The sequence below is a fragment of the Geothrix edaphica genome, from assembly GCF_030268045.1.
GTDB classification, from domain to species: Bacteria; Acidobacteriota; Holophagae; order Holophagales; family Holophagaceae; genus Geothrix; species Geothrix edaphica.
Genome location: NZ_BSDC01000001.1, coordinates 526,909 through 551,992, shown reverse-complemented (window position 1 = coordinate 551,992; position 25,084 = coordinate 526,909). Strand labels below are relative to the sequence as shown.

Annotated in this window: 26 protein-coding genes; 5 read left to right on the top strand and 21 right to left on the bottom strand. The window is 67.9% G+C overall.

Going from position 1 to position 25,084, the window contains the following annotated elements:
- Positions 1-4 precede the first annotated feature (4 nt).
- The 7 genes from QSJ30_RS02510 to QSJ30_RS02480 all read right to left on the bottom strand — a co-directional run bounded on the left by QSJ30_RS02510 (position 5) and on the right by QSJ30_RS02480 (position 6,896).
- Positions 5-1,795, bottom strand: coding sequence for a 2-oxoacid:acceptor oxidoreductase subunit alpha (locus QSJ30_RS02510; protein ID WP_285606206.1), 1,791 nt, complete (start codon positions 1,793-1,795; stop codon positions 5-7).
- Positions 1,796-1,954: 159 nt separating this feature from the next.
- On the bottom strand, positions 1,955-2,893 hold the full coding sequence (gene fabD / locus QSJ30_RS02505; protein WP_285606205.1) for an ACP S-malonyltransferase: 939 nt from the start codon (positions 2,891-2,893) through the stop codon (positions 1,955-1,957).
- Positions 2,894-3,062: 169 nt separating this feature from the next.
- A complete protein-coding gene (gene plsX, locus QSJ30_RS02500) occupies positions 3,063-4,088 on the bottom strand; it encodes a phosphate acyltransferase PlsX (protein WP_285606204.1) in 1,026 nt (341 codons plus the stop codon).
- Positions 4,089-4,092: 4 nt separating this feature from the next.
- The gene (rpmF, locus tag QSJ30_RS02495) at positions 4,093-4,278 is read right to left on the bottom strand and encodes a 50S ribosomal protein L32 (protein WP_257304982.1); all 186 of its coding nucleotides are present in this window, start codon (positions 4,276-4,278) and stop codon (positions 4,093-4,095) included.
- Between the two features lie 44 nt (positions 4,279-4,322).
- Positions 4,323-4,856 (bottom strand): YceD family protein, encoded by a 534-nt coding sequence (locus tag QSJ30_RS02490; RefSeq protein ID WP_285606203.1) that lies wholly within the window; start codon positions 4,854-4,856, stop codon positions 4,323-4,325.
- Positions 4,853-5,353 carry a type II secretion system protein gene (locus QSJ30_RS02485; RefSeq protein WP_285606202.1) on the bottom strand — a complete coding sequence of 167 codons (501 nt, stop codon included), beginning with the start codon at positions 5,351-5,353 and terminating at the stop codon, positions 4,853-4,855. The genes QSJ30_RS02490 and QSJ30_RS02485 overlap by 4 nt, the downstream gene beginning before the upstream one ends.
- 88 nt (positions 5,354-5,441) lie before the next feature.
- Entirely contained in the window at positions 5,442-6,896 is a 1,455-nt protein-coding gene (locus tag QSJ30_RS02480; RefSeq protein WP_285606201.1) for a sigma-54-dependent transcriptional regulator, read from the bottom strand.
- Between the two features lie 335 nt (positions 6,897-7,231).
- Between QSJ30_RS02480 and QSJ30_RS02475 the strand changes: the two genes are divergently transcribed.
- The 5 genes from QSJ30_RS02475 to rfaD all read left to right on the top strand — a co-directional run bounded on the left by QSJ30_RS02475 (position 7,232) and on the right by rfaD (position 12,352).
- Positions 7,232-8,335 carry a glycosyltransferase family 4 protein gene (locus QSJ30_RS02475; RefSeq protein WP_285606200.1) on the top strand — a complete coding sequence of 368 codons (1,104 nt, stop codon included), beginning with the start codon at positions 7,232-7,234 and terminating at the stop codon, positions 8,333-8,335.
- The gene (locus tag QSJ30_RS02470) at positions 8,326-9,291 is read left to right on the top strand and encodes a glycosyltransferase family 9 protein (protein ID WP_285606199.1); all 966 of its coding nucleotides are present in this window, start codon (positions 8,326-8,328) and stop codon (positions 9,289-9,291) included. Before QSJ30_RS02475 ends, QSJ30_RS02470 begins: the two co-directional genes overlap by 10 nt.
- A gap of 27 nt (positions 9,292-9,318) precedes the next feature.
- Positions 9,319-10,281 carry a DUF1573 domain-containing protein gene (locus tag QSJ30_RS02465; RefSeq protein ID WP_285606198.1) on the top strand — a complete coding sequence of 321 codons (963 nt, stop codon included), beginning with the start codon at positions 9,319-9,321 and terminating at the stop codon, positions 10,279-10,281.
- A gap of 67 nt (positions 10,282-10,348) precedes the next feature.
- A complete protein-coding gene (locus QSJ30_RS02460) occupies positions 10,349-11,299 on the top strand; it encodes a DMT family transporter (RefSeq protein ID WP_285606197.1) in 951 nt (316 codons plus the stop codon).
- A 117-nt stretch (positions 11,300-11,416) separates the two neighbouring features.
- Positions 11,417-12,352 (top strand): ADP-glyceromanno-heptose 6-epimerase, encoded by a 936-nt coding sequence (gene rfaD / locus QSJ30_RS02455; protein ID WP_285606196.1) that lies wholly within the window; start codon positions 11,417-11,419, stop codon positions 12,350-12,352.
- Here rfaD and QSJ30_RS02450 read toward each other — a convergent pair.
- The 14 genes from QSJ30_RS02450 to QSJ30_RS02385 form a co-directional block, all read right to left on the bottom strand.
- The gene (locus QSJ30_RS02450) at positions 12,349-13,515 is read right to left on the bottom strand and encodes a PP2C family protein-serine/threonine phosphatase (protein WP_285606195.1); all 1,167 of its coding nucleotides are present in this window, start codon (positions 13,513-13,515) and stop codon (positions 12,349-12,351) included. The two genes, rfaD and QSJ30_RS02450, sit on opposite strands and share 4 nt — an antisense overlap.
- A gap of 32 nt (positions 13,516-13,547) precedes the next feature.
- Entirely contained in the window at positions 13,548-13,886 is a 339-nt protein-coding gene (locus QSJ30_RS02445; protein ID WP_026853016.1) for an anti-sigma factor antagonist, read from the bottom strand.
- Entirely contained in the window at positions 13,880-15,049 is a 1,170-nt protein-coding gene (locus QSJ30_RS02440; RefSeq protein WP_285606194.1) for a TIGR04552 family protein, read from the bottom strand. Before QSJ30_RS02440 ends, QSJ30_RS02445 begins: the two co-directional genes overlap by 7 nt.
- A gap of 93 nt (positions 15,050-15,142) precedes the next feature.
- Complete coding sequence (locus QSJ30_RS02435) at positions 15,143-15,439, bottom strand: ATP synthase F0 subunit C (protein WP_285606193.1); 297 nt, start codon at positions 15,437-15,439, stop codon at positions 15,143-15,145.
- Positions 15,440-15,542: 103 nt separating this feature from the next.
- A complete protein-coding gene (atpB, locus tag QSJ30_RS02430) occupies positions 15,543-16,274 on the bottom strand; it encodes a F0F1 ATP synthase subunit A (protein ID WP_285606192.1) in 732 nt (243 codons plus the stop codon).
- 12 nt (positions 16,275-16,286) lie between these two features.
- Complete coding sequence (locus tag QSJ30_RS02425) at positions 16,287-16,691, bottom strand: hypothetical protein (protein ID WP_285606191.1); 405 nt, start codon at positions 16,689-16,691, stop codon at positions 16,287-16,289.
- The gene (locus tag QSJ30_RS02420) at positions 16,684-16,965 is read right to left on the bottom strand and encodes an AtpZ/AtpI family protein (RefSeq protein WP_285606190.1); all 282 of its coding nucleotides are present in this window, start codon (positions 16,963-16,965) and stop codon (positions 16,684-16,686) included. The genes QSJ30_RS02425 and QSJ30_RS02420 overlap by 8 nt, the downstream gene beginning before the upstream one ends.
- A gap of 60 nt (positions 16,966-17,025) precedes the next feature.
- Positions 17,026-18,492: an NADH-quinone oxidoreductase subunit N gene (locus QSJ30_RS02415; RefSeq protein ID WP_285606189.1), complete on the bottom strand. Its 1,467-nt coding sequence runs from the start codon at positions 18,490-18,492 to the stop codon at positions 17,026-17,028.
- Positions 18,492-20,168, bottom strand: coding sequence for a complex I subunit 4 family protein (locus tag QSJ30_RS02410; protein ID WP_285606188.1), 1,677 nt, complete (start codon positions 20,166-20,168; stop codon positions 18,492-18,494). The genes QSJ30_RS02415 and QSJ30_RS02410 overlap by 1 nt, the downstream gene beginning before the upstream one ends.
- 21 nt (positions 20,169-20,189) lie before the next feature.
- A complete protein-coding gene (gene nuoL, locus QSJ30_RS02405; protein WP_285606187.1) occupies positions 20,190-22,520 on the bottom strand; it encodes an NADH-quinone oxidoreductase subunit L in 2,331 nt (776 codons plus the stop codon).
- Positions 22,517-22,819 carry an NADH-quinone oxidoreductase subunit NuoK gene (nuoK, locus tag QSJ30_RS02400; RefSeq protein WP_026853022.1) on the bottom strand — a complete coding sequence of 101 codons (303 nt, stop codon included), beginning with the start codon at positions 22,817-22,819 and terminating at the stop codon, positions 22,517-22,519. The genes nuoL and nuoK overlap by 4 nt, the downstream gene beginning before the upstream one ends.
- Positions 22,819-23,370 carry an NADH-quinone oxidoreductase subunit J family protein gene (locus QSJ30_RS02395; protein ID WP_285606186.1) on the bottom strand — a complete coding sequence of 184 codons (552 nt, stop codon included), beginning with the start codon at positions 23,368-23,370 and terminating at the stop codon, positions 22,819-22,821. The genes nuoK and QSJ30_RS02395 overlap by 1 nt, the downstream gene beginning before the upstream one ends.
- 34 nt (positions 23,371-23,404) lie before the next feature.
- Positions 23,405-23,908 carry a NuoI/complex I 23 kDa subunit family protein gene (locus QSJ30_RS02390; protein WP_285606185.1) on the bottom strand — a complete coding sequence of 168 codons (504 nt, stop codon included), beginning with the start codon at positions 23,906-23,908 and terminating at the stop codon, positions 23,405-23,407.
- 10 nt (positions 23,909-23,918) lie between these two features.
- On the bottom strand, positions 23,919-25,076 hold the full coding sequence (locus QSJ30_RS02385) for a complex I subunit 1/NuoH family protein (RefSeq protein ID WP_285606184.1): 1,158 nt from the start codon (positions 25,074-25,076) through the stop codon (positions 23,919-23,921).
- Positions 25,077-25,084 lie beyond the last annotated feature (8 nt).

The following is a 25,084-nucleotide window of genomic DNA, read 5'->3' as shown; positions in this document are numbered from 1 at the left end:
GACCTCACTCCTGGGGCTGGAGCTTGCCCTCGTGGCTGCGCTGCAGTTCCGCGAGGAGTTGGTGGAGGGCCGCGACGATCTCGCCGGGCAGGAAGGGGTTCGCGCCGCTGCGGGCCAGGGACTGCAGGCCCTTGGGCAGGTCGAGGTGCATGCGCAGCACCTTGAACGTCTGGGCCAGGTGGGACTGCTCGACGACGAGCCCCTTCTGGACCGACACGAAGAAGTCGCGGTAGGTCTGCTCGGCCACGGGGTAGAGCAGGTAGGGCACCATGAGCTTGACGTCCAGCCCCTGCTCCCGGGCCATCTGCAGCGCCTCGCGGCACACGCCGGCCACGCTGCCCCAGGCCACCAGCGCCAGCGGCGCATCGGGATTGCCGGTGATCTCGAAGAGGTCCTTGCGGTCCTTCAGGGGGTCCAGCTTCTTGATGCGCTTGTCGTTCATGCGCGCATGCACGGAGCCGCTGTTCGTGGGCGCGCCGGATTCCACATGCTCGATGCCGGAGGCCAGGTAGGTGCCGCCGAGCATGCCCGGGTGGCTGATGGGGCTGATGTGGTTCTCGGTCTGCTTGAAGCGCTTGTAGTCCTGGAGGTCGGAACCGGTGGGCTTCAGGCGGTCGATGATCTTGAACTGGCTGGTGTCGATGGGATCCAGCGTCTCCTTGCGGGAGGCGATCTCCTGGTCGGAGAGGATGATCACCGGCGTCTGGTAGTACTCGGCGATGTTGAAGGCCTCGACGGTGGTGCGGAAGATGTCGGCCACGGAGGTCGGGGCCAGCACCGGGCGGATCACGTCGCCGTGGGCGGAGAAGGCCGCCGCGAAGAGGTCGGACTGCTCGGTCTTGGTGGGCAGGCCCGTGGAGGGGCCGCCGCGCTGCACATCCACGATCACCAGGGGCAGCTCGGCGATGCTGGCGAGGCCCATCATCTCGGACTTCAGGGAGAGGCCGGGGCCGCTGGTGGCGGTCATGGCCTTCTTGCCCGCGAAGGAGGCGCCCACGGCCGCGCCGATGCCCGCGATCTCGTCCTCGGCCTGGAGCACGGCGCCGCCGTACTTCCAGACGTGGTTGGTGAAGAACTGCATGATCTCGGTGGACGGCGTGATCGGGTAGCCGCCGAAGAACTGGCAGCCGGCGAAAATGGCCGCGGCGGCGCACATGTCGTTGCCGTCGGTGAGCAGCTTCACGGCGCCCTTGCTCGCGGAGGGCACGATGGTCATGTCGGCCTTGAGGGGATGCGACTTCGCGAAGGCCACGCCCGAGTCGAAGGCCTTCTGGTTGGCTTCGACGAGCTCCTGGCTCTTCTTGGCCAGCTTCTTCGAGATGCCCTTCATCACGGCTTCGCCGCCGATGCCGAACCAGCCGGCGATGAGGCCCAGCACCACGGTGTTCTTGGCGCGCTCGGTGCCGGCGGTCTCCTTGGCCATGGCGGCGATGGGCACGGCGATCACCTGGAGCGGCGTCACGCCCACCAGGGGGATCTGGTTCTCGGCCACGCCGGTGGCGGCCTCGTAGATCACCACGGTGGTGCCGGCCACGGGGAGCTCGGCGCCGAACTTGAGGAAGTCCTCCCAGTTCAGGGCCACGGCCACGTCGAGGTTGCCGCCGGGATTCAGGACCGGATCCGTGCTGATGCGCACGCGGCAGGAGGACTCACCGCCGCGGATCTGGGAGCCGAAGCTCTTGGTCATCACGCCGTGATAACCCTCGGCCGAGGCAGCCTGGAGGAGGGAGTCGCCGGCGGAGACGATGCCATCGCCTCCTGAACCGGCCATTCCGAAGACAAGATCCTTGCGCATGGGCACCTCGGACTGAGGGTGATGTAGGCGGCCTCCGAGCCGCGTTCCGCCGCTCGGCGCCGCACACTGGAAGACGCAGTGTCGTCCTCACCACCCTACCCCCGGGGGGCATTGCTTTTCATCACACCTTCCCGGCTGGAAGGCCCTGCCATTGCAGTGTCAGCCTAGCTGGGCGAGGTCTTCGGGCGCGCCGAGACTCAGGGCCGATACCTCCAGGCCCCGCTCCTTGGCCTGCCGCTTCACCAGGCCGGCCAGGACCTTGCCCGGCCCCAGCTCGAAGAAGGCGGTGACGCCCTGGTCCAGCAGCAGGTCCAGGGTGGCCTGCCAGCGCACGGCCCCGGGGATCTGGCGCACCAGGCCGTCCCGCAGCGCCTCTGGGGCTGAGACCGCGGCTGCGTCCACGTTGTTGACCAGCGGGCAGACGGGCGCCTTGAAGGCGAGCCCCTGCAGGATGGGCGCCATGCGGGCCTGGGCGGGCTCCATGAGCGGCGAGTGGAAGGGGGCGCTCACGGGCAGATTCATGGCCTTGCGCCCGCCCCGGGCCTTGGCGGCCTCCAGGGCTGCGTCCACGGCCTCGGCGTGGCCGGCGATGACGATCTGGCCGGGGCCGTTGAAGTTGGCTGGAACCACGATCTTGCCGGTGACGGCAGCGGCCTCGGCGCAGCTGGCCTCCACATCCGCCTGGCTCATGCCCAGGATGGCCGCCATGGCCCCCACGCCCACGGGCACGGCCTCCTGCATGGCCCGGCCGCGCTCGCGCACGGTGCGGACGGCATCCTGGAAGCCCAGGGCGCCCAGCGCCACCAGGGCGCTGTACTCGCCCAGGGAGTGGCCGGCGGCGAAGTCGGGCTTCGGCAGCCGGTGGCCCCAGGCCCGCACCACCATGGTGCTGTGGGTGAGGATGGCCGGCTGGGTGTGCTCCGTGAGCTTCAGCGTGTCCTCCGGCCCCTCGGCCATGAGCTGCGAGAGCGGGAAGCCCAGGGCCGCGTCCGCATCCTGGAGCACCGCCCGCGCCGCGGGCTCGGCCGCCGCCAGGGCCACGCCCATGCCCACCGCCTGCGACCCCTGCCCCGGAAACAGCCAAGCCACCTTGCTCATCAGAACCTCCAAACGGCCAGTATCTGCCTCAAACCACTACACACGCAGAGGGTCGCAGAGATAGCGGAGGCTGCTGAGACAGAAGGCAATGGAGATCCTCTGCGCCCTCTGCCATCTCGTCTTTACTCCGCGAGGGTTTTTCATCTTTCCCAGGTCAGACCGACCCGCCTCAGTCCTGGGGCAGCAGCAGGGCCACGCGCTCCTGGATGCGCTCGTGGAGGCGGTGCTCCACGGCCCGCAGGGCGGCGCGGATGGCGTTGCGCACGGCCTTGTGGTCGCTGCGGCCGTGGCCGATGATGCTCACACCCTTCACGCCCAGCAGCGGCGCGCCGCCGTACTCGGCGTAGTCGAGCTTTTTCTTGAACCGCTTCATGGCGGGCTTCGCGAGGAGGCCGGCCAGCTTGGTGATGGGCGACTCCATGAAGCTGTCCCGCAGGCCGCCGATGATGCCCTCGGCCAGCGCCTCGCTGGACTTCAGCACCACGTTGCCCACGAAGCCGTCGCAGGCGATGACGTCGAAGTTGCCGTTCCAGATGTCCCGGCCTTCGGCATTGCCCTCGAAGCGGATCTCCATCTCGCGGAGCATGGCCGAGGCGTCCTTGGTGACGTCCGTGCCCTTGCCGTCCTCTTCGCCCACGCTGAGGATGCCCACGCGCGGATGCTCGAGGCCGAGCACCTCCTCGGCATACACTGAACCCATCACCGCGAACTGGGCGATGTGCTCGGCGCGGCTGTCCACGTTGGCGCCCACATCGAGGAGCACGGTGGGCCCGCCCTTCATGTTGGGCAGGACGCTGGCCAGGGCCGGCCGGTCCACGCCGTCAAGCTTGCCGATGACGAGGCTGGAGGCCACCATGGCGGCGCCGGTGTGGCCCATGGACACCACGCCGTGGGCCCGCCCCTCGCGCACGAGCTGGGCGGCCACGCGGATGGAGCTGTCCTTCTTCTCCTTGAGGATGCTGGTGGCCTTGTCCTCCATGACGACGGTCTGGGAGGCATGGACCAGCTCCGCGCGGGCCATCAGCTCCGGCGTGAAGCCGTGGCGGGCCAGCTGCGGACGCAGCACCGCCTCATCCCCGACGAGGAAGAGGAAGAGCCCCGGCCAGGCCTGGAGGGCCTCCCGGGCACCCAGCAGCGTCGCATGGGGGGCGTGGTCGCCCCCCATGACGTCCAGTGCGATGCGATGGCTGTCCACCGCCTTAGGCGGTCGCAGCGACGCGGACGGCCAGCTTGCCGCGATAGAAGCCGCAGCTGGGGCACACGCGGTGGGGCAGCTTGGGGGTCTGGCAGTTGGGGCAGGTGCTGGCGCTCATGACCTCCAGCGCGTCGTGGGTGCGCCGGCGGTCGCGGCGGGCCTTGGAATGGCGGCGCTTGGGATTCGGCATGGCTTGCTCCTAGAGGTAAAACGCAAAGTTTCAGGTTAAAGGTTTCAGGATTCCGGGTCCAGCTTGATTCCCGCGAGGGCCTTGGTCAGGGCCCGGTTGAGGGCGGAGGGGGCCTGCACGGATTCGGTCGGGCACTGGCAGGGGCCCTTGTTCCAGTTCTTGCCGCAGGTGGGACAGAGGCCCTTGCAGTCCTCGACACAGAGGGGGTGCATGGGGGCCTGGAGCTCGAACTGCTCCCGCACCAGCTCCGTCTCGTCCAGGGTGTCCTCGGGCAGGAAGACCACATCGAGATCCTGGGTCCCCAGGGTGTGGGAACCGCGGCCCACCAGGTCCGGATCCTTGCTGCCCAGGAACTGGCTCTCCACCGAGATGGGCCGGTCCAGGGGCGCGAGGCAGCGGCTGCAGGCGCCCTGCCACACCGCCTGGCCCTTCACCTCCAGGAACACATCCCCGTCGGAGGCCAGCGCGAACACGGACCAGGCCAGGTCCCGCAGGGAGACGCCGCCCTCCAGCGCCACCTGCTCGGTGGTGCCGTTCAGCCGGAGGCCCTCCAGGGGCAGCTTGTGGAGATCGATCACTTCTTGGCTCCGGCATCGGCGCCCGGGGCATCGGCCTTGGGGGCCGCCGTGGAGCCTGGCGAGCTGACCGGAGAGGAACCGGAGACCTGGCCGGGGGTGCGGGTGATGGGCCCGGCTTCCTCCTGATTGCCCGGGTCGCCGGCGCACTTCAGGTCGTAGGTGGCGCGGCTGGACTTGCCCTCGTAGGGCTGGCCGAAGGGATCCACGGCACTCATCCCCACCTTGATGAGGCTTTCCTTCACCAGCGTGGAGTTGCCGTCGATCATGGCGTCGTAGCTGCCGAAATCCGGGAAGCGGCCGTGCTTCAGGTAGTACTGGTCCAGCCCCTCGGCCACGATCTTGAGGTCGTCCTGGGCCTTGAGGTAGCGGGCCGCGGCGGAGTGCTTCTTGTACTGCGAGAAGCCCAGGGTGCCCAGGACGGCGATGATCATCATCGCCACCAGCAGCTCCAGCAGGGAGAAGCCGCGGTCTCGGCGGCGGGCGATGGGCAGGGTCATGGGAGGGTCCGGTGAGAGGGCTCGTCTGGGTTGCATCCGAGCGTTCCAGTGTGCCAGGAATGGCTGAAAATGCAAGGTTTCATCAGCATCATGCGTCCTTGGGCGTGTCGGTTCCGCCGCCTTCGTCCACGGCGGGGGCCGGGAAGTCGGAGGGCCACGGGAAGTCCTGGGGCAGGGCCTCCAGGCCCCCCAGCTCCGCCAGCCAGTACCGGTAGGCCCGGAAGCTCATGCCCAGCCGCTTGCCGGCCTTGGTCTTGACGCCCCCCACTTCCTCCAGGGCCCGCTTGAGGAAGTGGCCCTTCAGGGCCGTGATCCAGGCCTCCAGGTCGAACCCGTCGGGCGGGATGGTCAGGGGGGCGGAACGGCCGGCCCCCTCCCCGGCCGGAGCCTGGCCGAAGCCCTCCGGCAGCAGGTCCTTGGTGATGGGGCCGCCGGCGTTGAGCGCCACGCAGCGCTCCATGAGGTTCTCCAGCTCCCGCACGTTGCCCGGGAACCGGTAGGCCAGCAGCTGGGCCATGGTGTCCGCGTGGAGCTGCATGGGCGCCTTGCCCAGCTTCTGGCAGGAGCGCCGCAGGAAGTGCTCGGCCAGCACCGGCAGATCCTCGGGCCGCTCCCGCAGCGGCGGCAGCTCGATCTGGAGGATGTTCAGCCGGTAGAAGAGATCCTCCCGGAAGGCCCCGGCTTCGGTCCGGGCCCGCAGGTCCCGGTTGGTGGCGGCGATGACGCGCACGTCCACGGCCCGCTCCTCCGTGGCGCCCAGGCGGCGCAGCCGGCGCTCCTGGAGCACCCGCAGCAGCTTCACCTGGAGGGACAGGGGCATCTCGCCGATCTCATCCAGGAACAGGATGCCGCCGCCGGCCTCCTCGAAGAGCCCGCGCTTCATGGCCCCGGCGCCCGTGAAGGCGCCCTTCTCGAAGCCGAACAGCTCGCTCTCCAGCAGGGCCTCCGGCAGCGCCCCGCAGTTCACGGCCACGAAGGGGCCCTTGGTCCGGTCCGAGTAGCGGTGGATGAGCCGGGCCACCACCTCCTTGCCCGTGCCGCTCTCCCCCGTGAGCAGCACGGTGGTGTCGGCGCGGGAGACCTTGCCGATGAGGGCATTGATCTTCCGCATGATGGGCCCCACGCCCACCAGCTCGCCCAGGTCCTGGGGCGGCGGCGCCGCCGGCTCCGTGGCGGCCAGCAGGCCCTTCAGCGTACCGATGAGCTCGTCGTGCTTGAAGGGCTTGGTGATGAAGTCCACGGCACCCTGGTTCAGGGCCTGCACCGTGGTCTCCGTGGTGGCGTAGGCGGTCATGATCACCACCGGCGTCTCCAGGCCCTGCTCCTTCATCCAGGTGAGCAGCTCGATGCCGGAGCCGTCCTTCAGCTTCAGATCCGAGAGCACCCCGTCGAACGTGGTCTCCCGGAGGGCCCGCTGGCCCTCCTCGATGCCCGCGGCGGCCTCGCACCGGAAGCCGGCCCCCTCCAGGGCCAACGTCAGCACCTCCCGGAGGCCGGGTTCATCCTCCACCAGCAGGATCCGTTGGGTCGTGGCGAGGGACATGGCAACCTGGAGAAGTGACGCGTTAGGTCAGTTATCCTATCTTGAACCTTAGGGGTCTGATTTCAAAATGGGGTGTGGCCGCGCAGGGGGCACCGCCCAAGCGAGACAAGGAAAGCGACGATGGCAATAGCGGCACTATTGGCGAGGAGCTTGACGCAGTATCGCGCCGGGCGCTGCCCCCTGCCCTTCGGGACGGGCCCAGCCGCGCGCCCAGGTGCGTTGGTGGCCTTGAACGATGTCCCGCATCGCCCTGCGGCCGCCGCCTTCCTGGATCACGCGGCTGGACCCGTCGCGGCTCGCATCCATTTTGAAAACAGACCCCTAGCTGGAGTCCCGTGAAGCACGTCGTGTTCGCGCACCGGAAGCTGTCCTTCGGGGGGGGCGAGCGGGTGCTCCTGGAGCAGGTGGCCGCACTGGCGGGCCTGCCGGTGAAGGTTTCCGTGCTCTTCCGGAAGGAACCCGGCAAGCGCGACATCGAGCCCGAGCTGCACGAGCGCAACCCGAACGTGGCCGAGGTGCTGCACCTCCCAGGGGCCGTGGGCGCCTTCCGCTGGCTGCGCCAGACGCGGCCCGATCTGCTGGTCCTCTGCAACCACAAGGGCGTGCAGCGGGCCCTGCCCTGGCTGGCGCGCTTCGGCGTGCGGATCCCCACGGTGCTCACCCTCCACGAGCACTACGAGCGCCACCTGCGGAAGTACCGCGGCGTGCGCGACCTCGTGGACCGCTGGCTCTGCACCTACGACTTCACCGCCGCCGTGCGGGAGCACCTCAGCCAGGCTCCCTGCAGCATCATCCACCCCCTGTACCCGCGCCCCGAGGCCCGGCCCGTGGACGCCGGGGAGCGCCGGGCGGCCCGCCTCGCCCTTGGCCTGCCCGAGGCAGGGCTCGTCGTGGGCTACGTGGGCCAGATCGACGGCCGCAAGGATCCCGTCTCCGTGCTGCGCTTCGCCGAGAGCCTGCCCGGCGCCGCCCTGCTGTTCGCGGGCCGGGAGGAACCGGCCACCGCCGCCACCCTCCAGGCGGCCCTGGAGGCCTCCCCCCTGAAGGAGCGCACCCGCCGTCTCGGCCCCCTGCCCGACCTGGGCCCCGCCTTCGCCGCCCTCGACCTCTATGTCATGACCAGCCGCAACGAGGGCTTCTTCCCCCTCGCCCTCATCGAGGCCCTGGAGCGCGGCGTGCCCGTGCTGGCGCCCACGGTGGGGGGCATCGGGTCCGTGCTGAAGGACGGGGAGGGCGGCTTCCTCATCCAGAAGCCCGACGACCGGCGCCCCATCGACGAGGGCCTGCTGCGCCAGGCCGCCGCCCGGATCGCCCCCCTGCTGGCGGACCCCGCGGCCTGGGAGGCCCAACGGGCCAAGGCCCACGCCTTCGGCACGGCCCTCACCCGGGACTACGACGCCTCGGCGAGGTTCCGCGAGGCGGTGGCGCCATGGCTGTGATCCCCGACCATGCCACCTGGGTGCGCTTCCCGCGGTTCGTGGGGGACGCCGCCATGCAGCTGCCCGTGCTGCGCCTGCTGCGGGAGATCGACGCGGGCCCCCTCGTCGTCTGGGGTCCGAAGACCACCGTGGGCCTGGTGGCGGACACGTGGTTCTGCGACGCGGCCCTGCCGGACGAAGGCAAGCCCGGCCCCTTCGAGCTGGCGCGCATCCTGCGGCAGCACCGGGCCGCGCGCAGCATCCACTTCCCCAAGTCCCTGCGGCCCGCGCTGGCCGCCTGGCTGGCCCGGGTGCCCGAGCGCATCGGCGTGGACGAGAGCCTGGCCGGCCTCTTCAACACCCACAGCGGCCCCTTCTGGGAGGCCGAGGGCCCCTTCCTGCTCCGCTACCACGCGGTGCTGAAGCGGCGCTGGCCGGACCTGCCCCCCATGCCCTACGCGGACTTCGATCCGCAGGTGGCCATCGACAAGCCGTCGGAGCGCTACCTCTGCCTCATGCCCGGCTCCACCTGGCCCTCCAAGGCCTGGCCCGTGGCGCACTACCGGGCCCTGCTGCTGAAGGCCCGGTCCGAGGGCTTCGCCGTGGCCGTGCTGGGCTCCCCGGACGAGGCCCCCACCTGCGCCGTGGTGGCGGGGACCGAGGGTATCGACCTCTGCGGGAAGACAACCCTCAAGGAGGCTGCGGCCTGGATGCGCGGGGCGGCGGCGGTCCTGGGCAACGACTCGGGCCTCAGCCACCTGGCCGCCGCCACCGGCGCGCCGGCGCTGGCCCTCTATGGCGCCACGGACCCGGGCGGGTCCACCCCCTGGGGCCCCAGGAGCCGCGGCTTGCGCAAGGAGGGCATCCCCTGCGCCCCCTGCTTCAAGCGGGACTGCTTCACGCCGGGGCACCCCTGCCTGGCGGAGATCGGGCCCGACCAGGTGTGGGCGGAGCTGCGGAGCCTCATCTCCGGCTAGAATCACAGGTCTTCCCCGAGGTCCCGCATGCTCCGCCGCCTCCTCTTCGCCTGCGCCGCCGCCACCCTCATGGCCCAGGCCCCCGTCATCAGCTTCGACAAGACCCACTACGACTTCGGCCGCATCACGCCGGACCGGAAGGTGGCCGCCAAGTACCGCGTCACCAACACGGGCAACGCCGTCCTCAGCATCACCCAGGTGCGGCCCAGCTGCGGCTGCACGGCCACGGTGATCGGCAAGTGGTCCATCGCCCCCGGGGAGAGCACGGACCTCGAGGCCACCTTCGACCCCCGGGGCCTCAAGGGGGGCGTGCGCAAGTCCATCGAGGTGGTCTGCAACGACCCGAAGACCCCGGCCACCAGCCTGACCCTCGAGGCGGAGGTGGTGCAGGAGATCATGCCCTCCGTGGAATCCGTCTACTTCCACCACGTCCCCAAGGCCGCCACCACGCGCAGCAGTGTCCGTTACGCCAGCGGCAACGGCGAGCCGGTCCAGATCGTGGACGTGAAGGCCCCCGGCGCCCCCTTCCTCGCCTTCGCCTTCCGGCAGGAGGGCAAGGACGTGGTCATGGAAGTGGCCTTCGACGGCCGGAAGGTGCCCGCCGGCCGGTTCCGCGGCGTCGAGCAGGCCACGGTGCACTTCACGAACCCCCGCATGAACCAGCTGGCCCTGAACATCCAGTGGGAGCTGAAGCCCGCGGTCCAGGCCACCCCCGCCGAGCTGGTGTTCCAGGATGCCCCCGGCCGCGAGCTGCGGCAGAAGCTCGTCCTCAAGCAGGGGGAAGGCCGCGCCTTCCGCGTCACCGGGAGCCGCTGCTCTCTCGCGGGCGTGCGGGTGGAGGGGCTGGGCCAGAAGGCCGCCTCGCAGGACCTGTCCGTGGTGCTGCCCGCGGCCCTGAAGGCCGGCCGGTACAGCGAGGTGCTGTCCCTGACCACCGATGATCCGGATCAGCCCGAATTGACGATCCGCCTGGCCGCCATCTTGAAATAACAACAAAACGTCAAGGGCTTCGCGATTCCTCCTTCGCCGGAACGGAGCGCGGCGATAGCCTGGAAGGATGCCGGAGTCCCGCAGGTCCCACCTCTTCGCCGTCTTCGCCATGGCGGCCATTGCGGCCATCTGGGGAGGCGGCTTCCCCGCCACCAAGTACTGCCTCCAGGCCGGCCTGTCCGTGGGAGCGCTGCTCACCCTCCGGTTCGCCATCGGCGCCGCGGGCCTGGGCCTGATGATGCTGCTGCTCCGGGTGCCCGTCCGGCGGCGGGATGCCCTGGACGGCCTCTGGCTGGGACTGGTGCTGGCCACGCTGTTCTGGCTGCAGACCGATGGCCTCCGCTTCACCTCCACCTCGAAGTCCGGGTTCATCACGGGGCTCTATGTGATCTTCACGCCCCTGGTGGCCCTGCTGGCGGGCGACCGCCTGCGGCCCTCCCACGGCCTGGCCGCCCTGGTGGCCCTGACAGGGCTCGCCCTGCTGGTCCACGAGCCCGGGGCGGCCTGGGGCGGCTGGAACCGCGGCGATTCGGAGACCCTGCTGGCGGCCGTGCTCTGCGGGTTCCACATCGTGATGACGGCGCACTTCTCCCGCCGCTCGTCGGGGTGGGTGCTGGCCTTCATGCAGGTGGCGGTCACCGGGGCCATCTCGCTGATCGTCACCCTCGCCCTGCCGGCGCCGCACGGCTTCCAGGGGGCCAGTGCGGCCCTCGCCCGGGGCGGGACCTGGGTCGCCCTCGGCTTCATGGGGCTGCTGGCCACCACGCTGGCCTTCTACGTGCAGAGCACCATGCAGGCCCGCCTGGGCGCCACGGAAAGCGCCATCCTGTTCAGCCTGGAGCCCGTCTGGACGGCCGGCATCGCCGTCAGCGGCGTCGTCCCGGGCGTCCTGGAGCACCTGGGCCCCGTGCAGCTGGCGGGCGGCCTCCTGATCCTGGCCGCCACCTTCGTGGCCGAGCTGGGACCGAGGCTGCTGAAGCGGCTCCAGCGGCCGGAACCGGAAGAGGCCATCGGTTAGGGGCTGTTGCGGGGTGCCTGGCAAAGCCAGAGCACTCCGTGATGGCCCCTTATGCCGTCGGCCAATGAATTGGGCGACGGTGAAGCCGTTATCCTGGATGCGGCAGAGGAGTGGGGCATGTTCATCGTCACGGGCGGCGCGGGATTCGTGGGCAGCAACCTGGTGCGGGAGCTGAACCGCCGCGGGCACACGGACATCCTCGTGGTGGACAACCTGGCCCGGGCGGAGAAGGCGCGCAACCTGGCGGACCTGACCCTCTCGGACTACATGGACAAGCGGGAGTTCCGGGCCCGCCTGGACGCGGGGACGCTGGACCTGCGCCCCGAGGCCGTGTTCCACAACGGCGCCTGCTCCGACACCATGGAGACCGACGGCCGCTACATGATGGAGAACAACTTCGGTGATTCGAAGGCCCTGCTCCACTGGTGCCTGGCCCGGAAGGCCCCCCTGGTCTACGCCAGCAGCGCGGCCACCTACGGCGCCAGCACCGACTTCGAGCCCGTGCCCCGCAACGAGGGGCCCCTCAACGTGTACGGCTACTCCAAGCTGGCCTTCGACCAGCACGTGCGGAGCCTCCTGCCGGCCATCCAGAGCCCCGTGGTGGGCCTGCGCTACTTCAACGTCTTCGGGCCGCGCGAGGACCACAAGGGCCGCATGATGTCCGTGCTCCACCAGCTGCTGCGCCAGCTGAAGGAGGGTGGCGTCTGCCGCCTCTTCGAGGGCACGGAGGGGTACGCCAACGGCGAGCAGCACCGGGACTTCATCTTCGTGGGCGACGTCGTGGCCATCAACCTGCACTTCGGCGGGGGGGGCATGGCGAAGGGCATCGTCAACGCCGGCACCGGGAAGGCCCGTAGCTTCAACGACATCGCCCAGACCCTCATCACCCACCTGGGCCAGGGGCGCATCGAGTACATCCCCTTCCCCGAGGCCCTGCACGGCAAGTACCAGAGCTTCACCCAGGCGGACGTGCGCAGCCTGCGGGCGGCCGGCTACACGGCCCCATTCACAGAGCTGGAGGCCGGCATCGCGGCCACCCTGGCGGAGATCTAGGCCTTCCGGTCCAGGATCACCAGGGTCACGTCGTCCACGAAGGGCGCGGGGGCATTGAAGGCGCGGGCCTGGGCGATGACGGAGGCCGCGGCCTCCTCGGCCCCGGCAGGGAGCTCCGCGCAGATGCGGCGCAGGCCCGCCTCCTCGAGCATGGTGCGATCCTCGCGCTCCACCTCCACCAGGCCATCCGTGTACAGCACCAGGCGGTCCTCGGGCAGGAACTCCGCTTCGTGCTCCATGAACGGCAGCTGGGCGTCCAGCCCCAGCATGAAGCCCTTGCCCCGCAGGACCTCGGACCGCTGAAGTCCGCCCCGGGAGCCCTTCACGATGCGCAGCGGCGCGCAGTGCCCGGCCGCCACATAGCAGATGCGATCCGCGGCGGGGTCCAGGCGGCCCAGCCAGGCGGTGGCGAACTGCTCGGCCAGCGTCGAGCGGCAGAGGTCCTCGTTCATCCCCAGGGCCCAGGTCAGCGGCTCACCGCCCAGCCGCACCTGGTTCTCGAAGGAGGTCTTCACCATGGCCGAGATGAGCGCAGCGGTGACGCCATGACCGCTCACGTCCGCGATCATCATGGCCGTGGCGCCATCCGCCAGCGGCAGGACCGCGTAGATGTCCCCGCCGATGCCCGCGGCCGGAAGGTAGCAGTGGGTGTAGTGCACGCCCGCCCCCTCGCCGGGAAGCTTGGGCAGCAGGCCCATCTGGAGGGCCGCCGCGAGCTCCATCTCCTCGCGCACGCGCTCCTGGAAGGTTGTCAGTTCCTTGTTCTGGCGCTTGATCTCCTTCTGCATCCCGATGAGGCGGAAGGTGGAGTCCACCTTGGCCAGCACCTCCTGGGCATGGAAGGGCTTGGGGATCATGTCGTCGGCGCCCAGGGTCAGGCTGCCGATGCGCGAGGCCGTGCCGTCCAGGGCGGACAGGATGATGAAGTAGATGTCCTGGGTGGCGGGATCGCTCTTGACCCGCTTGCAGAGCTCATCGCCGGACATCTCCGGCATGCGCAGATCCGAGATGATGAGGTCGGGCTTCAGCCGCCCCATCTCCCCGAGCGCCTCGACGCCGTGGCCCGCAGTCAGGACCTGGTAGCCCGCCCGCTTGAGGTAGAAGCTGAGGATATCCCGGATGGGCGCTTCATCATCCACCACCAGGACTACGCCCTTGGCCATGCAGAACCTTCAGGGGAGGCCGTTCCCGGCTGTCACGCGCCGCGGAGGGCGTCCTGCTCGGTGGCGAAGATAGAGAAGTAGTTGGTGAGGTTCGTCTGGTCGAAGGTCTTCTTCACGGGGGCGGGCAGGCAGGCCAGGTGCAGCTTCCCGCCGGACTTGTCCACGCTGTTCCGGGCGGCGACGAGCAGGCCCAGGCCCGAGGAGTCGATGAAGCTCACGCCCTCCAGGTTGATCACCAGGAGCTTGGGCTGGGCCGTGGCCACCGTTTCCCTAATCACATCCCGCAATTGGGCGGTCACCTCGAAGTTGACCTTGCCCTGGATCGACACCACGGAAGCAGTGCCCTCTTGGCGGGTCTGGATGTTCAGCATGGCTCCTCCTGAAGAATTCCCTGAAGCACTCTCCGGCGTGCAGCGTCACGCTGGCGTTGTTTGTATTCCGAATGGGATGCCGGACCAGATCGTGAGCTTTGAAACCCTGATTGTTCCATCACTTGGACTTCATGTGCGAAGAAGAAAGTAAACTCCTCCTGTTCCTGGATCAACTCTGGAATCCGGGCGAGGCCGGCCAGATCCCCGTGCCCCAGGGCCCTGAGGTGGTCCTGGAGGGCCACCAGGGCCGACGCGCCCGGACCCGGCAGTCGGATCAGCGTGCGGGCGGTGAACTGGATGGCTGAATAATCTTTGCTGGAAAAGGGGTTTTGTTCAATGCCGCCGGATTTGAGGGCCAGGGTGGCGCTGAGCGCCTGCCGCTCCTCGGGGCTCAGGTCCTGGATCTGGAACAGGGGCGGCAGGGCCTCGGTCCAGGCGGCCAGGGCCGTCAGGTCGATCATCAGGTTCCGGCTCCGGCTGGGCTTGATGTGGGTGGGCATCAGCACGTGGTGGTCCAGGAGGAAGCGGATGGCCATGAGGACGCCCAGGCGGTCCTCGGCCACGAAGCGGATGCCAATCTGGTCATAGATGGTCTCGGCCACGTTCTCGGGCTTGTGCAGCATCTTGAGGAGCATGGACACCCGGTCCTTGTTCTCCTTGCGCTCCACCGCCACCAGCGGCACCTCATAGGCGCCCCGGAGCAGCCAGCGGCCGTCCTCGCACACGAGAAACTGGTCGTAGCGGCTGAAGACCTGGCGCTGGATCTCCGGGAGGTAGCGCAGGTTCACGTTGTGGTCCACGTGGAAGAGGGTGTGCATCACGCGGAGGATGGCGCAGGACCAACGGCCGTCCAGGGTGCGGGGGCGCTCGGAGGCCCAGACGAGAAGGTCCAGGGGATCCTCCAGGCCCCTCAGCTCGTTGGGAACGTGCAGGTCCGTCCCGTCCAGGACCACCCCCTCGAGGAAGTCGATGGCATCCTCGTAGACCCGCAGCACATGGGCGCGCTGCGCAGGGATGCCCATGTCGTAGCCGTAGTTCAGGGCGAAGTTCCAGGCCTCGTCGTGGGACTGGATGCGCAGGCCCTCCAAGTCGATGGGGGACCCCCCGCCCAGGATCACCTGGGTGACCTCCGGGGGCATGGGGAACAGGGCATGGTGGCGCATGACGTCCAGCATCTTTACCGATATTCCTCAGAATGGATCATAAAAAAACGGGGCGCCCGGAAAAGGGGCGCCCCGCTGAACATCGACTCCGCCCTACTTGATGGCGAAGGCGGCGACGAGCACGTAGATCACGAGGGCCTCGATGAGGGCCAGACCGATGATCATGGTGGTGCGGATGTTGCCGGCGGCCTGGGGGTTGCGGGCCACGCCCTCGCAGGCGGCGACCACAGCCTTGCCCTGGGCCAGACCGCAGCCGGCGGCGGCGATGGCAAGCGCGATGTGGGCGGTGAACTGGCCTTCGAAGAGGCTCTTGGAGGCGGCGGGGGCGCCCTGCGCGAAGGCGACGGCGGCCAGGGTGAACAGGAAGGCGGTGGTGAGGAACTTCTTCATGGCAAACCTCGTGGGTTCTGGGGGCGGGGTTCGGAATCCCGCCCTCCGGGGTTGGAAATGCTATGTGGTAGCTGACAGCTGATAGCCGACAGCTGATGACTCATCAATGCTCGTGGGAGACGGCGCCACTCAAGTAGATGGTGGCCAGCATCGTGAACACGAAGGTCTGGATGAGTCCGAAGAAGAGGCCCAGGAACATCATGGGCACGGGCAGCAGCAGGGGCATGAGGCCGAAGAAGATGCCGGCCACGACGTGCTCGCCGGCGATGTTGCCGAAGAGACGGAGCGAGTGGCTGAGGATCCGGCTGAGCAGGCCCAGGATCTCCAGGGGGAACATGAGCGGGGCCAGCCACCAGATGGGCCCGGCGAAGTGCAGCCAGTACTTACCGGCTCCCTGCTCCTTCATCCCGTGGAAGTTGTAGTAGCCGAACACCACCAGGGCCGCACCCAGGGTCACGTTCCAGTTGCTGGTGCCGGGGCTCAGGGCCGGGAGGAGGCCGAAGAGGTTGTTGAAGAAGACGAAGAGCGCCATGGTCCCGATGAAGGGCAGGTGCTTCTCCCCGTGGTGGGCGATGTTGTCGTTGATCATGCCCTTGAGCCACTCGACCACGCCTTCGAACATCTGCTGGAGGGGGCCGGGGATCCGGGCCAGGTTCTTCCGCACCAGGGCCGTGAAGAGCATGGCCACGAGGGCCGCCAGGGCCGCGTTCAGCAGGTGGTCGTAGCGCTCCAGGACGGACAGGGCCGCCCCATGGGCGAAGCCGGGCCACGGGTGCTGGGACAGGTGGAGCACCTGGGTGAGCCACTGGGCGAGCAACGATGCGTGGTGTTCCATCTCGGTCGGACCTCAATCAGGCGGTGTGGCTTCAGGTTTCTGGAAGACGAGACGCACGGCTTCCAGGAGGATGCCGGCCACGAAGAGAAGCACTCCCAGGGCCAGCGGCAGGGCTTCCGCCGGGTATCTCCCCATCATCCCACGCAGCACCAACGCGATCAACGCCAGTTTGCCCAGGGACAGGAAGCCGTAGAGCCACCTCCGGCGCACCGAAGGCGTCAGCATCCGGGCGGTCAGACGGCGGTGGAGGGTCCAGAAGGCCAGGCTGGCCAGGGCCCCCACGCCGAAGGCCAGGGCGGCGGTCCAGGAGCGCAGGAAGCCCCAGAGCGGGACGCCCAGGAGCCCCAGGACCACCATCGCCTCGGTCACGCGGCGGAGGTGGTCCCCGCCCTCATCCAGGCTCCCGTCATCACTCATGGGGGCCCTTCCCGTCATCGAGGTGCTTCAGCTCCTCCGCATCCCGCTTCGCCATGCGCCGGTTCACCTTGTAGAGCTCCCAGAAGGCCGCGGAAATGCCCCAGACCAGGCCCACCCACTGCCCCACGGCCGGATGCCCGAACCGCCCGCCGAGCCAGCGCCCCAGGAAGAACCCCAGGGCGATGCAGAGCGGGAAGGTCAGGCCCATGGACATGAGGTCGCCCCAGAGGGCCCGCTCCCCGGGATCCGCGTCCCCGCCGCGCCTGAAGATCACCGATCATCCCCCAAAGAAAAGGCGCGGGTCGCCCCGCGCCTCCCAGTGTACGACCGGGGCCTACACCCACGTGATTTTAGAGGCCCAATCCACCAGCCAGGGGCCGAAGGCCGTGGCCACCAGGACCAGGGCGCAGGCCAGGGTCACGACGAAGACGGAGGTGGCACCCATGGGCGCCACGGGCTCGCCGTCGGGCTCGCGGAAGTACATCTGCGCGACCACGCCCAGGTAGTAGTAGGCACCCACGGCACTGGTGAGCAGCGCGATGGTGGTGAGGGTGACGAAGCCCTGCTCGATGGCCAGCTTGAACAGGTAGAACTTGCCGAAGAAGCCCGCCAGGGGCGGGATCCCGGCCAGGCTCAGCAGGAAGATCATCATGGCGAAGCCCAGCACGGGGTGCTTGCGGCCCAGGCCCCTGAAGTCCTCGATGCGCTCGCCCTCGCCCTTGCCCTGGAGGTAGATCACCACGGCGAAGGCACCGGTGTTCATCACGATGTAGATGAGCATGTAGAGCCACACCGCCTGGGCCCCTGCCCTGGGATCGCCCGAGAGCACGCCCAGCAGCATGTAGCCCACGTGGGCGATGCTGGAGTAGGCCAGCAGGCGCTTCATGCTCTCCTGCTTCACGGCGGTCACGTTGCCCAGGATCATGCTGGCCCCGGCGATGTAGCAGAGGGGCAGCACCCAGTCGCTGGACACGCCGTGGAGGCCCGAGCCGAAGACGCGCAGGAAGGCGGCCAGGGCGGCGGCCTTGGGGGCCGTGGCCATGAACATGGTGATGGGCGTGGGGGCGCCCTCATAGGCATCCGGCGACCACATGTGGAAGGGGACGGCCGCCACCTTGAAGGCCATGCCGATCAGCACCATCAGCACCCCGGAGAAGACCAGCAGGTTGCTGGTGGTCGGAGTGAGCGCCAGGGCGCGGTCCAGGTCCGCCAGGTTCGTGGTGGTGCCGCCGGCGGCGCCGTAGAGCAGGCTGATGCCGTAGACGAGGATGCCGCTGGAGAAGGCCCCCAGCAGGAAGTACTTCACACCGGCTTCCACGCTGGTGGCGCGGTCCCGCAGGTAGGCCACCAGGATGTAGATGCAGATGGCCATCAGCTCGAGACTGAAATACATGGAGATCAGGTCGGAGGCACCGCAGAGGAAGAGCATGCCCGCCAGGGAGAACAGGATCAGGGCGTAGTACTCCACCGTCTGCTGCTTGAGGCCGTTGAGCAGCTTCACGCTGAGGGCCACGGTGGCCGCGGCGCCCAGCACGCACAGCATCTGGAAGCCCCGGGTGAAGCCATCCATGCGGAACATGCGGGAGAAGCCCTCGCCGTCCGGCGTGCGGCCGATCAGGGCCGCGGTGACGGCAAGGACCACCAGGGTGATGGGCGCCCACCGGTGCTTTTCGTTCCGGTTGAAGAAGAGGTCGCCGGGCCAGAGCATGAGCGTGGCCACGACCATCAGGAAGAGTTGGGGCGTGATGTAGGGCGTGTCCCGGAGGAGCGCACCCAGGAGCCCCTGCGCGAAGCCGGTCATCAGTGGCCTCCGCCGTGGGCAGGAGCTTCGTGGACAGGAGCCTCATGGCCGGCGGGCACCACGTCATGGCCAGCCGGAGCCGCCTCGTGGTGCGCGGCAGGAGCGGCCATGCCCTGCATGCCGAGCTTGGCGGCGGCGGCCTGCTGGGCGGCCAGGGACTGGGCGGCGTGGTAGCCGGGGGTGATCTGCTCCACGAGCTTGCGCACCGGAGCGTCCATCACGTCCATGACCGGCTTGGGATACATGCCGATCCAGAAGGCGGCGATGACCAGCGGCGCGAAGTAGAGCACCTCGCGGAGGTTGAGGTCCTCCATCTTCTCGTTGACGGCGGTGATGGGTCCGAACATCACGCGCTGGTACATCCACAGCAGGTAGGCAGCGCCGAGGATGATGCCCAGCGTGGCCACGACCGCGGCCCAGGGGAAGGCCTGGAAGGAGCCCATGAGGATGACGCCCTCGCCGATGAACCCGTTCAGCAGCGGCAGGCCCAGGCTGCTCATGGTCATGATCATGAAGACCGTGGCGTAGACGGGCATGCTCTTCGAGAGGCCGCCGAAGTCCGCGATCATGCGCGTGTGGCGGCGCTCATAGACGATGCCCACCGCGAGGAAGAGCCCGCTGGTGCTGATGCCGTGGTTGATCATCTGGAACAGGCCGCCCTTGATGCCGTAGGGGTTCAGGGCGAAGAGGCCCAGCATGCAGAGGCCCAGGTGGCTCACGGAGGAGTAGGCCACCAGCTTCTTCATGTCCTTCTGGATCATGGCCACCAGGGCGCCGTAGATGATGCCGATGAGGGACAGGGCGATGAACCAGGGCATCAGCTCCTTGGTGGCGCCGGGCAGGATGGGCAGCAGGAACCGGACAAAGCCGTAGGTGCCCATCTTCAGGAGGATGGCCGCCAGGATGACGGAGCCGGCCGTGGGCGCCTGCACGTGGGCGTCCGGCAGCCAGGTGTGGAAGGGGAACATCGGGACCTTGATGGCGAAGCCGATGAAGAAGGCCAGGGCCAGCAGGATCTGGTAGGTCTTGCTCTGCTGGGCGATCACCGGGGCCATGGCCTGGAAGCTCTCCAGGGAGAAGTTGTAGCCGCCCGTGGTCTTGTGCTGCAGGAAGTAGATGGCCAGGATCGCCACCAGCATCAGCACGCCGCCCGCCAGGGTGTAGAGGAAGAGCTTGATGGCGGCGTACAGCTTCTGGGGGCCGCCCCAGATGGCGATGAGGAAGTACATCGGCACCAGCATCACTTCCCAGAACAGGTAGAACAGGAACATGTCCTGGGTGATGAACACACCGAGCATGGCCGTCTGGAGAACCAGCATCCAGATGTAGTACTCCTTGTGCCGATCCTCGATGGCCTTGAAGGAACAGGCGATGGCGATGGGGCCGATGAAGGTGGTCAGCAGCCAGAGCAGGAGGCTGATGCCGTCCATGCCCACGGCGAACTTCACGCCGAGGGAGGGGATCCAGTCCCAGGCCTTGAACCACTGGACCGCGTCGCTGGACCGGTCATAGCCGAACCAGAAGACGGCGCTCATCAGGAAGCTGACGATCATCACCAGCAGGGAGCCGATCTCGAAGACCCGGCGCTGGTCCTTGGGCACGAGAAGCAGGACCAGTGCCCCCAGGAGGGGCAGGAAGGTCGCCACCAGCATCAGTGTCGTGTTTGCGGTGAACATGGGGACTCCAACCAATGAGGGCTAGGCGAGGAATTTCCAGAAGGCGAAGACGAGGAAGCCGATGAACATCACGAAGGCGTAGTGCTGCACGCGGCCGCTCTGCAGGCTCCGGAAGACCGAGCTGGTCTCCTGGATGATGTAGGCCGTGAGGTTGACCGCGCCGTCCACCAGCTTCTGGTCGATCCAGTGGGACAGGTCGGCCCAGATGATCGTGACGCGGGCGGCGCCGTTCACCATGCCGTCCACCACCCAGGTGTCGAAGCTCCAGAGCTGGGCGGAGAAGCGCTTGATGGGCTCGATGAGGGCCGCCTCGTAGAACTCGTCCACGTAGTACTTGGCGTTCACCCAGCGGTAGAGGTTCGGGAAGCGGGCCACGAAGGCCTTGGCCCGGCTCCAGCTGGGATCCACCTTGTAGATCCACCAGGCCAGCAGCATGGCGCCGGGGGCCCAGACCAGGGTCGCCCAGGCCATGAGGCCGTATTCCATGGCAGGCGGGATGTGCTCCCCGTGATGGACCGGCGCCACCTGGTAGAGCAGCGGCTCGATCCACTTGCTGAAGAGCTCGGCCGGCACGATGGGCAGGACGCGGTGCAGGCTCTCGGGGTAGTTCAGGAAGCCGCCGACCACCGCCAGACCCGCCAGGATGGCCACCGGCAGCCACATGCGCCAGGAGACCTCATGGGGGTGATGCCCCGGCACGATGTCGTGGTCTTCCGGATCGTCATCGTGATGGGCATGCGTCTGATCGAGCTCGTGGAGGCCGTTCGCCTGGTGGCCATGCGCGTCGTGGCCGTGGTCGCCGTGCCCATGGTCGTCGTGGCCGTGATGGGCCTCGGACTGCACCGTCAGGCCGTAGGGATCGTTCCCCGCGCCGCGGTACTCGCCATAGAAGGTCATGGCGATGAGGCGGGTCATGTAGAAGGCGGTGCAGAAGGCTCCGAGCATGCCCAGGATCCAGGCCACCAGGTTCAGGGTGGGGCCCGTGTAGTGGCCGTGCTGGTACCAGCCCTCGAACACCTTCCAGAGGATCTCGTCCTTCGAGAAGAAGCCCGAGAAGGGGAAGATGCCGGCGATGGCGAAGGTCGCCAGGATCATGCTCATGGCGGTGATGGGCATCAGCTTCTTGAGGCCGCCCATGTTGCGCATGTCCTGCTCGTGGTGGCAGGCCGCGATGACCGCGCCGGAACCGAGGAAGAGGCTGGCCTTGAAGAAGGCGTGGGTGAAGACGTGGAACATGCCTGCGCTGAAGGCCCCGGCGCCCATGCCCATGAACATGAAGCCCAGCTGGGACACGGTGGAGTAGGCCAGCACCTTCTTGATGTCGTACTGGGCCAGGCCCATGGTGGCGGCCACGAAGGCCGTGAGCGAACCGAAGGCCAGCACCACCGCGAGCGCCACGGGGGCGTTCACGTAGATGAAGTTCAGCCGCGTGATCATGTAGAGGCCGCTGGTCACCATGGTGGCGGCGTGGATCAGCGCGCTGACGGGCGTCGGGCCCGCCATGGCGTCCGGCAGCCACACATAGAGGGGGATCTGCGCGGACTTGCCCATGGCGCCCACGAAGAGGCAGCAGCCGATGAGGTTGAACCACCAGGTGGGGCTCGCGGTGTGGCCGTAGAGCGTGATGGCCGGCATGGTCGCGATCCCGCGGACGGAGCCCATCAGCGTGTCGTAGTCGAGGGTTCCGAAGACCTGGAAGATCAGGAAGAACCCGAGCATGAAGCCGAAGTCGCCGATGCGGTTCGTGACGAAGGCCTTCTTGCCGGCAACGGCGGCGAACTCCTTCTCGAAGTAGAAGCCGATGAGCAGGTAGGAGCAGAGGCCCACCCCTTCCCAGCCCAGGAACATCATCAGGATGTTGGCACCCAGCACCAGGTTCAGCATGCTGAACACGAAGAGGTTCAGGTAGGCCATGAAGCGGTAGTAGCGGCCGTCGTTCCGCTCCTCGGCCATGTAGCCGGTGCTGAACAGGTGGATGAGGAAGCCCGCGCCCGACACCAGCAGGGCCATGCAGCCACTGAGCACATCGAACTTGTAGGCCCACTCGATCTTGTAGGTCGTAAGCCCGCCCAGCACCCGGGCGCCGCCGATGTCGAACCAGGTCCAGAGGCTCTGGTGGAGGGAGCGGCCATCGGCGGGCAGGCCGATGAGCTGGACGAAATGCCAGAGCGTGAGGAGGAAGGCCAGGCCCACGCTGCCGAGAGCGAAGAAGTCCACGACCTTGGTGCTCTTCAGCTTCCGGCCACTGAGGCCGTTGATGAGGAACCCGAAGAAGGGCAGGAAGGGGATCAGCCAGAGGTAGCTGCTCGGATGGGAGGCGGCGGTCATTGCATGTTCCATGGTCGTCGTCATCCCTTCAGCAGGTTGATATCGTCCACCTGGACGGTGTCGCGCTTGCGGTAGAGGGCCACCACCAGCGCGAGACCCACGGCCACTTCGGCAGCGGCGAAGCCCATCACCAGCAGGGCGAAGGCCTGGCCGGCGACCGAGCCGTTGTGGCGGGCGAAGGCGATGAAGTTCAGGTTGGCGGCGTTGAGCATGAGCTCGACGCACATGAGAATGATCAGCGCGTTGCGCCGGATCAGGACACCCGCGATGCCGATGGAGAACAGCAGGAAGGAGATGAGGAGGACCGCGTTCAGGCTGACCATCACACCCTCTCCGTCTTGGCCAGCACCACGGCGCCCACCAGGGCCACCAGCAAGATCACGCTGAGGATCTCGAAGGGCAGGAGGTAGTCCGCGAAGAGGCCGCGGCTCACCGCCTGGGCGTTCTGATGGGCCACGTCCAGCCCCCTGGCCAGCTCCGGCCGCAGGACCAGGGCTTCCGGCGAGGCGACACCGAAGATCGCCTTGCGGAACACCGTCAGGAACAGCGCGGCGCCCACCGCGACAGCCACCACGGCGTAGCGCGACTGCAGCTGGAAGACCTCGCCCTCCTTCTTCTTGCTCATCTCCACGAGCATGACCACGAAGAGGAAGAGCACCACGATGCCGCCCGCGTAGACCAGGATCTGGGCCATGCCCAGGAACTCGGCCTCGAGCGAGAGGAAGCACCCCGCGATGCTCAGCATCGCGAAGAGGAAGCCCAGCACGCTGTGGATCGCGCTCCGGGAGGCGATCATGAGCAGGGCGCCGACAAGGGCCATGACGCCGAAGATGGCGAACATGTTCCGGCCGATCGTTTCGATGAAATGTTCCATGGGACGTCCTCTGGATAGGCGCGAAGGGATGGGATCAGTCGTCAGCCACGCTGAACTTGCCCACGGGGGAGGGCACGAACATGTTCTGGCCGAGCCCCTCGGTGCCCAGGGAGAGATCCTCCCGGTTGTAGGAGGCCAGCTCGAACTGGTGGTTGAGGATGATGGAATCGAATCCGCAGCTCTCCACGCAGAACTCGCAGAAGATGCAGCGCTCCATCTCGAAGTCGTAGCGCACGGGGAAGGGCATCTTGCGCCCCTCCTTCTTGCCCTTCTCGATGGTGATCACCTGGGTGGGGCAGATCTTCTCGCAGGCCAGGCAGCAGACGCACTTGATCTCGCCCTGCTCGTCCTTGAGCAGCGTCAGGCGGCCCCGGTAGCGGGGCTGGACCTTGACGGGCACCTCGGGGTACTCGGAGACGATGTGGAACGGCACCTTGCGCCGGTTGGCCGTGAAGAACACCTGGCTGAAGTGCTTGCCCGTGATGGACAGGCCCTTGGCGATGTCGGTGGGGATGAGGGTCCTCAGGAACTTGTTCATGGGCGGCCCCTTAGACGGCGAAGCAGCGGATGGCGGCCGCCAGCAGCAGGTTGATCAGCGCCATGGGGATCAGGTACTTCCAGCCCACCGCCATGATCTGGTCGTACCGGTAGCGGGGGATGGTCCCGCGGACCCAGATGTAGGTGAAGAGCAGGAAGACGATCTTGGCCACGAAGAAGATGGCGTGGGGCTGTCCGATGAACGGGACGGAAGCGGGAATCAGCAGGCCCTGCAGGCCGAAGGGCAGGAGCCAGGGGCCGCCCAGGAAGAAGGCGGAGGCCAGGGCCGCCACGACGGTCATGTTGATGTACTCGGCCAGGTAGAAGAACCCGAACTTCATGCCGGAATACTCGGTGTGGAAGCCGGCCACCAGCTCGTTCTCGGCCTCGGGCATGTCGAAGGGGAGGCGGTTGGTCTCGGCGAAGCCGCAGGTCAGGTAGAGCAGGAAGCCGATGACCTGGGGCACCAGGGCCCAGAACGGCATCCCGGTCGCCATGCGGGCGGACATCTCGCCGAAATTCAGGCTGGCGGAGAGGACCACGGGCGCGAGGAGGCTGAGGGCCAGGGGGACCTCATAGCTCACCATCTGGGCCGCGCTGCGCAGGCCGCCCAGCAGGGGGTACTTGGAGTTCGAGGACCAGCCCGCCAGGACGATGCCGTACACCCCCACGGTCGCCACGCCCAGGATCCAGAGCAGGCCCACGTTGATGTCGGCGATCCCACCGGAGACCGGGAGGCCGCCCACGAAGGGGAACCAGACCGGGAAGGTGAAGAAGGTGCCGGGCACGAAGGAGATCGCGGCGAACACCACCACCGCGGACACCATGCTGATGGAGGGCGCGAGGAAGAAGACGAACCGGTCGGCCTTCGTGGGGATGATGTCTTCCTTCAGGATCAGCTTCAGCACATCGGCCAGGAGGCCGGGGATGCCGCGCCAGTACGAGAGGACCGGAATACGGCCCCACTTCCACATGCCGCGGTTCATCCAGCCGGTGACACCGATGTGGCCGCTGGCCACGCGGGTGGAACCTAGGCGCTGCTGGAGGTGGCCGAGCACCTTGCGCTCGGCGAACACCGTGAGGGGGACGACGACGAAGACGAAGATCACCACCAGCAGGCACTGGATGAGGGTGATCACGATGGACTGGGTGAGGGTCGGAGTCGGCATGTCTTGGG

Bases quoted from the DNA above. Each gene is read 5' to 3' on its own strand.
- QSJ30_RS02510 (WP_285606206.1), bottom strand. From the start codon at position 1,795: ATGCGCAAGGATCTTGTCTTCGGAATGGCCGGTTCAGGAGGCGATGGC.
- atpB (WP_285606192.1), bottom strand. From the start codon at position 16,274: ATGGAACACCACGCATCGTTGCTCGCCCAGTGGCTCACCCAGGTGCTC.
- QSJ30_RS02385 (WP_285606184.1), bottom strand. From the start codon at position 25,076: ATGCCGACTCCGACCCTCACCCAGTCCATCGTGATCACCCTCATCCAG.
- QSJ30_RS02445 (WP_026853016.1), bottom strand. From the start codon at position 13,886: ATGCTGAACATCCAGACCCGCCAAGAGGGCACTGCTTCCGTGGTGTCG.
- QSJ30_RS02395 (WP_285606186.1), bottom strand. From the start codon at position 23,370: ATGGAACATTTCATCGAAACGATCGGCCGGAACATGTTCGCCATCTTC.
- QSJ30_RS02465 (WP_285606198.1), top strand. From the start codon at position 9,319: ATGCTCCGCCGCCTCCTCTTCGCCTGCGCCGCCGCCACCCTCATGGCC.
- QSJ30_RS02390 (WP_285606185.1), bottom strand. From the start codon at position 23,908: ATGAACAAGTTCCTGAGGACCCTCATCCCCACCGACATCGCCAAGGGC.
- QSJ30_RS02425 (WP_285606191.1), bottom strand. From the start codon at position 16,691: ATGAGTGATGACGGGAGCCTGGATGAGGGCGGGGACCACCTCCGCCGC.
- QSJ30_RS02470 (WP_285606199.1), top strand. From the start codon at position 8,326: ATGGCTGTGATCCCCGACCATGCCACCTGGGTGCGCTTCCCGCGGTTC.
- QSJ30_RS02415 (WP_285606189.1), bottom strand. From the start codon at position 18,492: ATGACCGGCTTCGCGCAGGGGCTCCTGGGTGCGCTCCTCCGGGACACG.
- nuoK (WP_026853022.1), bottom strand. From the start codon at position 22,819: ATGGTCAGCCTGAACGCGGTCCTCCTCATCTCCTTCCTGCTGTTCTCC.
- fabD (WP_285606205.1), bottom strand. From the start codon at position 2,893: ATGAGCAAGGTGGCTTGGCTGTTTCCGGGGCAGGGGTCGCAGGCGGTG.
- QSJ30_RS02440 (WP_285606194.1), bottom strand. From the start codon at position 15,049: ATGCGCCACCATGCCCTGTTCCCCATGCCCCCGGAGGTCACCCAGGTG.
- QSJ30_RS02435 (WP_285606193.1), bottom strand. From the start codon at position 15,439: ATGAAGAAGTTCCTCACCACCGCCTTCCTGTTCACCCTGGCCGCCGTC.
- QSJ30_RS02480 (WP_285606201.1), bottom strand. From the start codon at position 6,896: ATGTCCCTCGCCACGACCCAACGGATCCTGCTGGTGGAGGATGAACCC.
- QSJ30_RS02485 (WP_285606202.1), bottom strand. From the start codon at position 5,353: ATGACCCTGCCCATCGCCCGCCGCCGAGACCGCGGCTTCTCCCTGCTG.
- QSJ30_RS02450 (WP_285606195.1), bottom strand. From the start codon at position 13,515: ATGGCCAAGGGCGTAGTCCTGGTGGTGGATGATGAAGCGCCCATCCGG.
- rfaD (WP_285606196.1), top strand. From the start codon at position 11,417: ATGTTCATCGTCACGGGCGGCGCGGGATTCGTGGGCAGCAACCTGGTG.
- QSJ30_RS02410 (WP_285606188.1), bottom strand. From the start codon at position 20,168: ATGTTCACCGCAAACACGACACTGATGCTGGTGGCGACCTTCCTGCCC.
- rpmF (WP_257304982.1), bottom strand. From the start codon at position 4,278: ATGCCGAATCCCAAGCGCCGCCATTCCAAGGCCCGCCGCGACCGCCGG.
- nuoL (WP_285606187.1), bottom strand. From the start codon at position 22,520: ATGACGACGACCATGGAACATGCAATGACCGCCGCCTCCCATCCGAGC.
- QSJ30_RS02460 (WP_285606197.1), top strand. From the start codon at position 10,349: ATGCCGGAGTCCCGCAGGTCCCACCTCTTCGCCGTCTTCGCCATGGCG.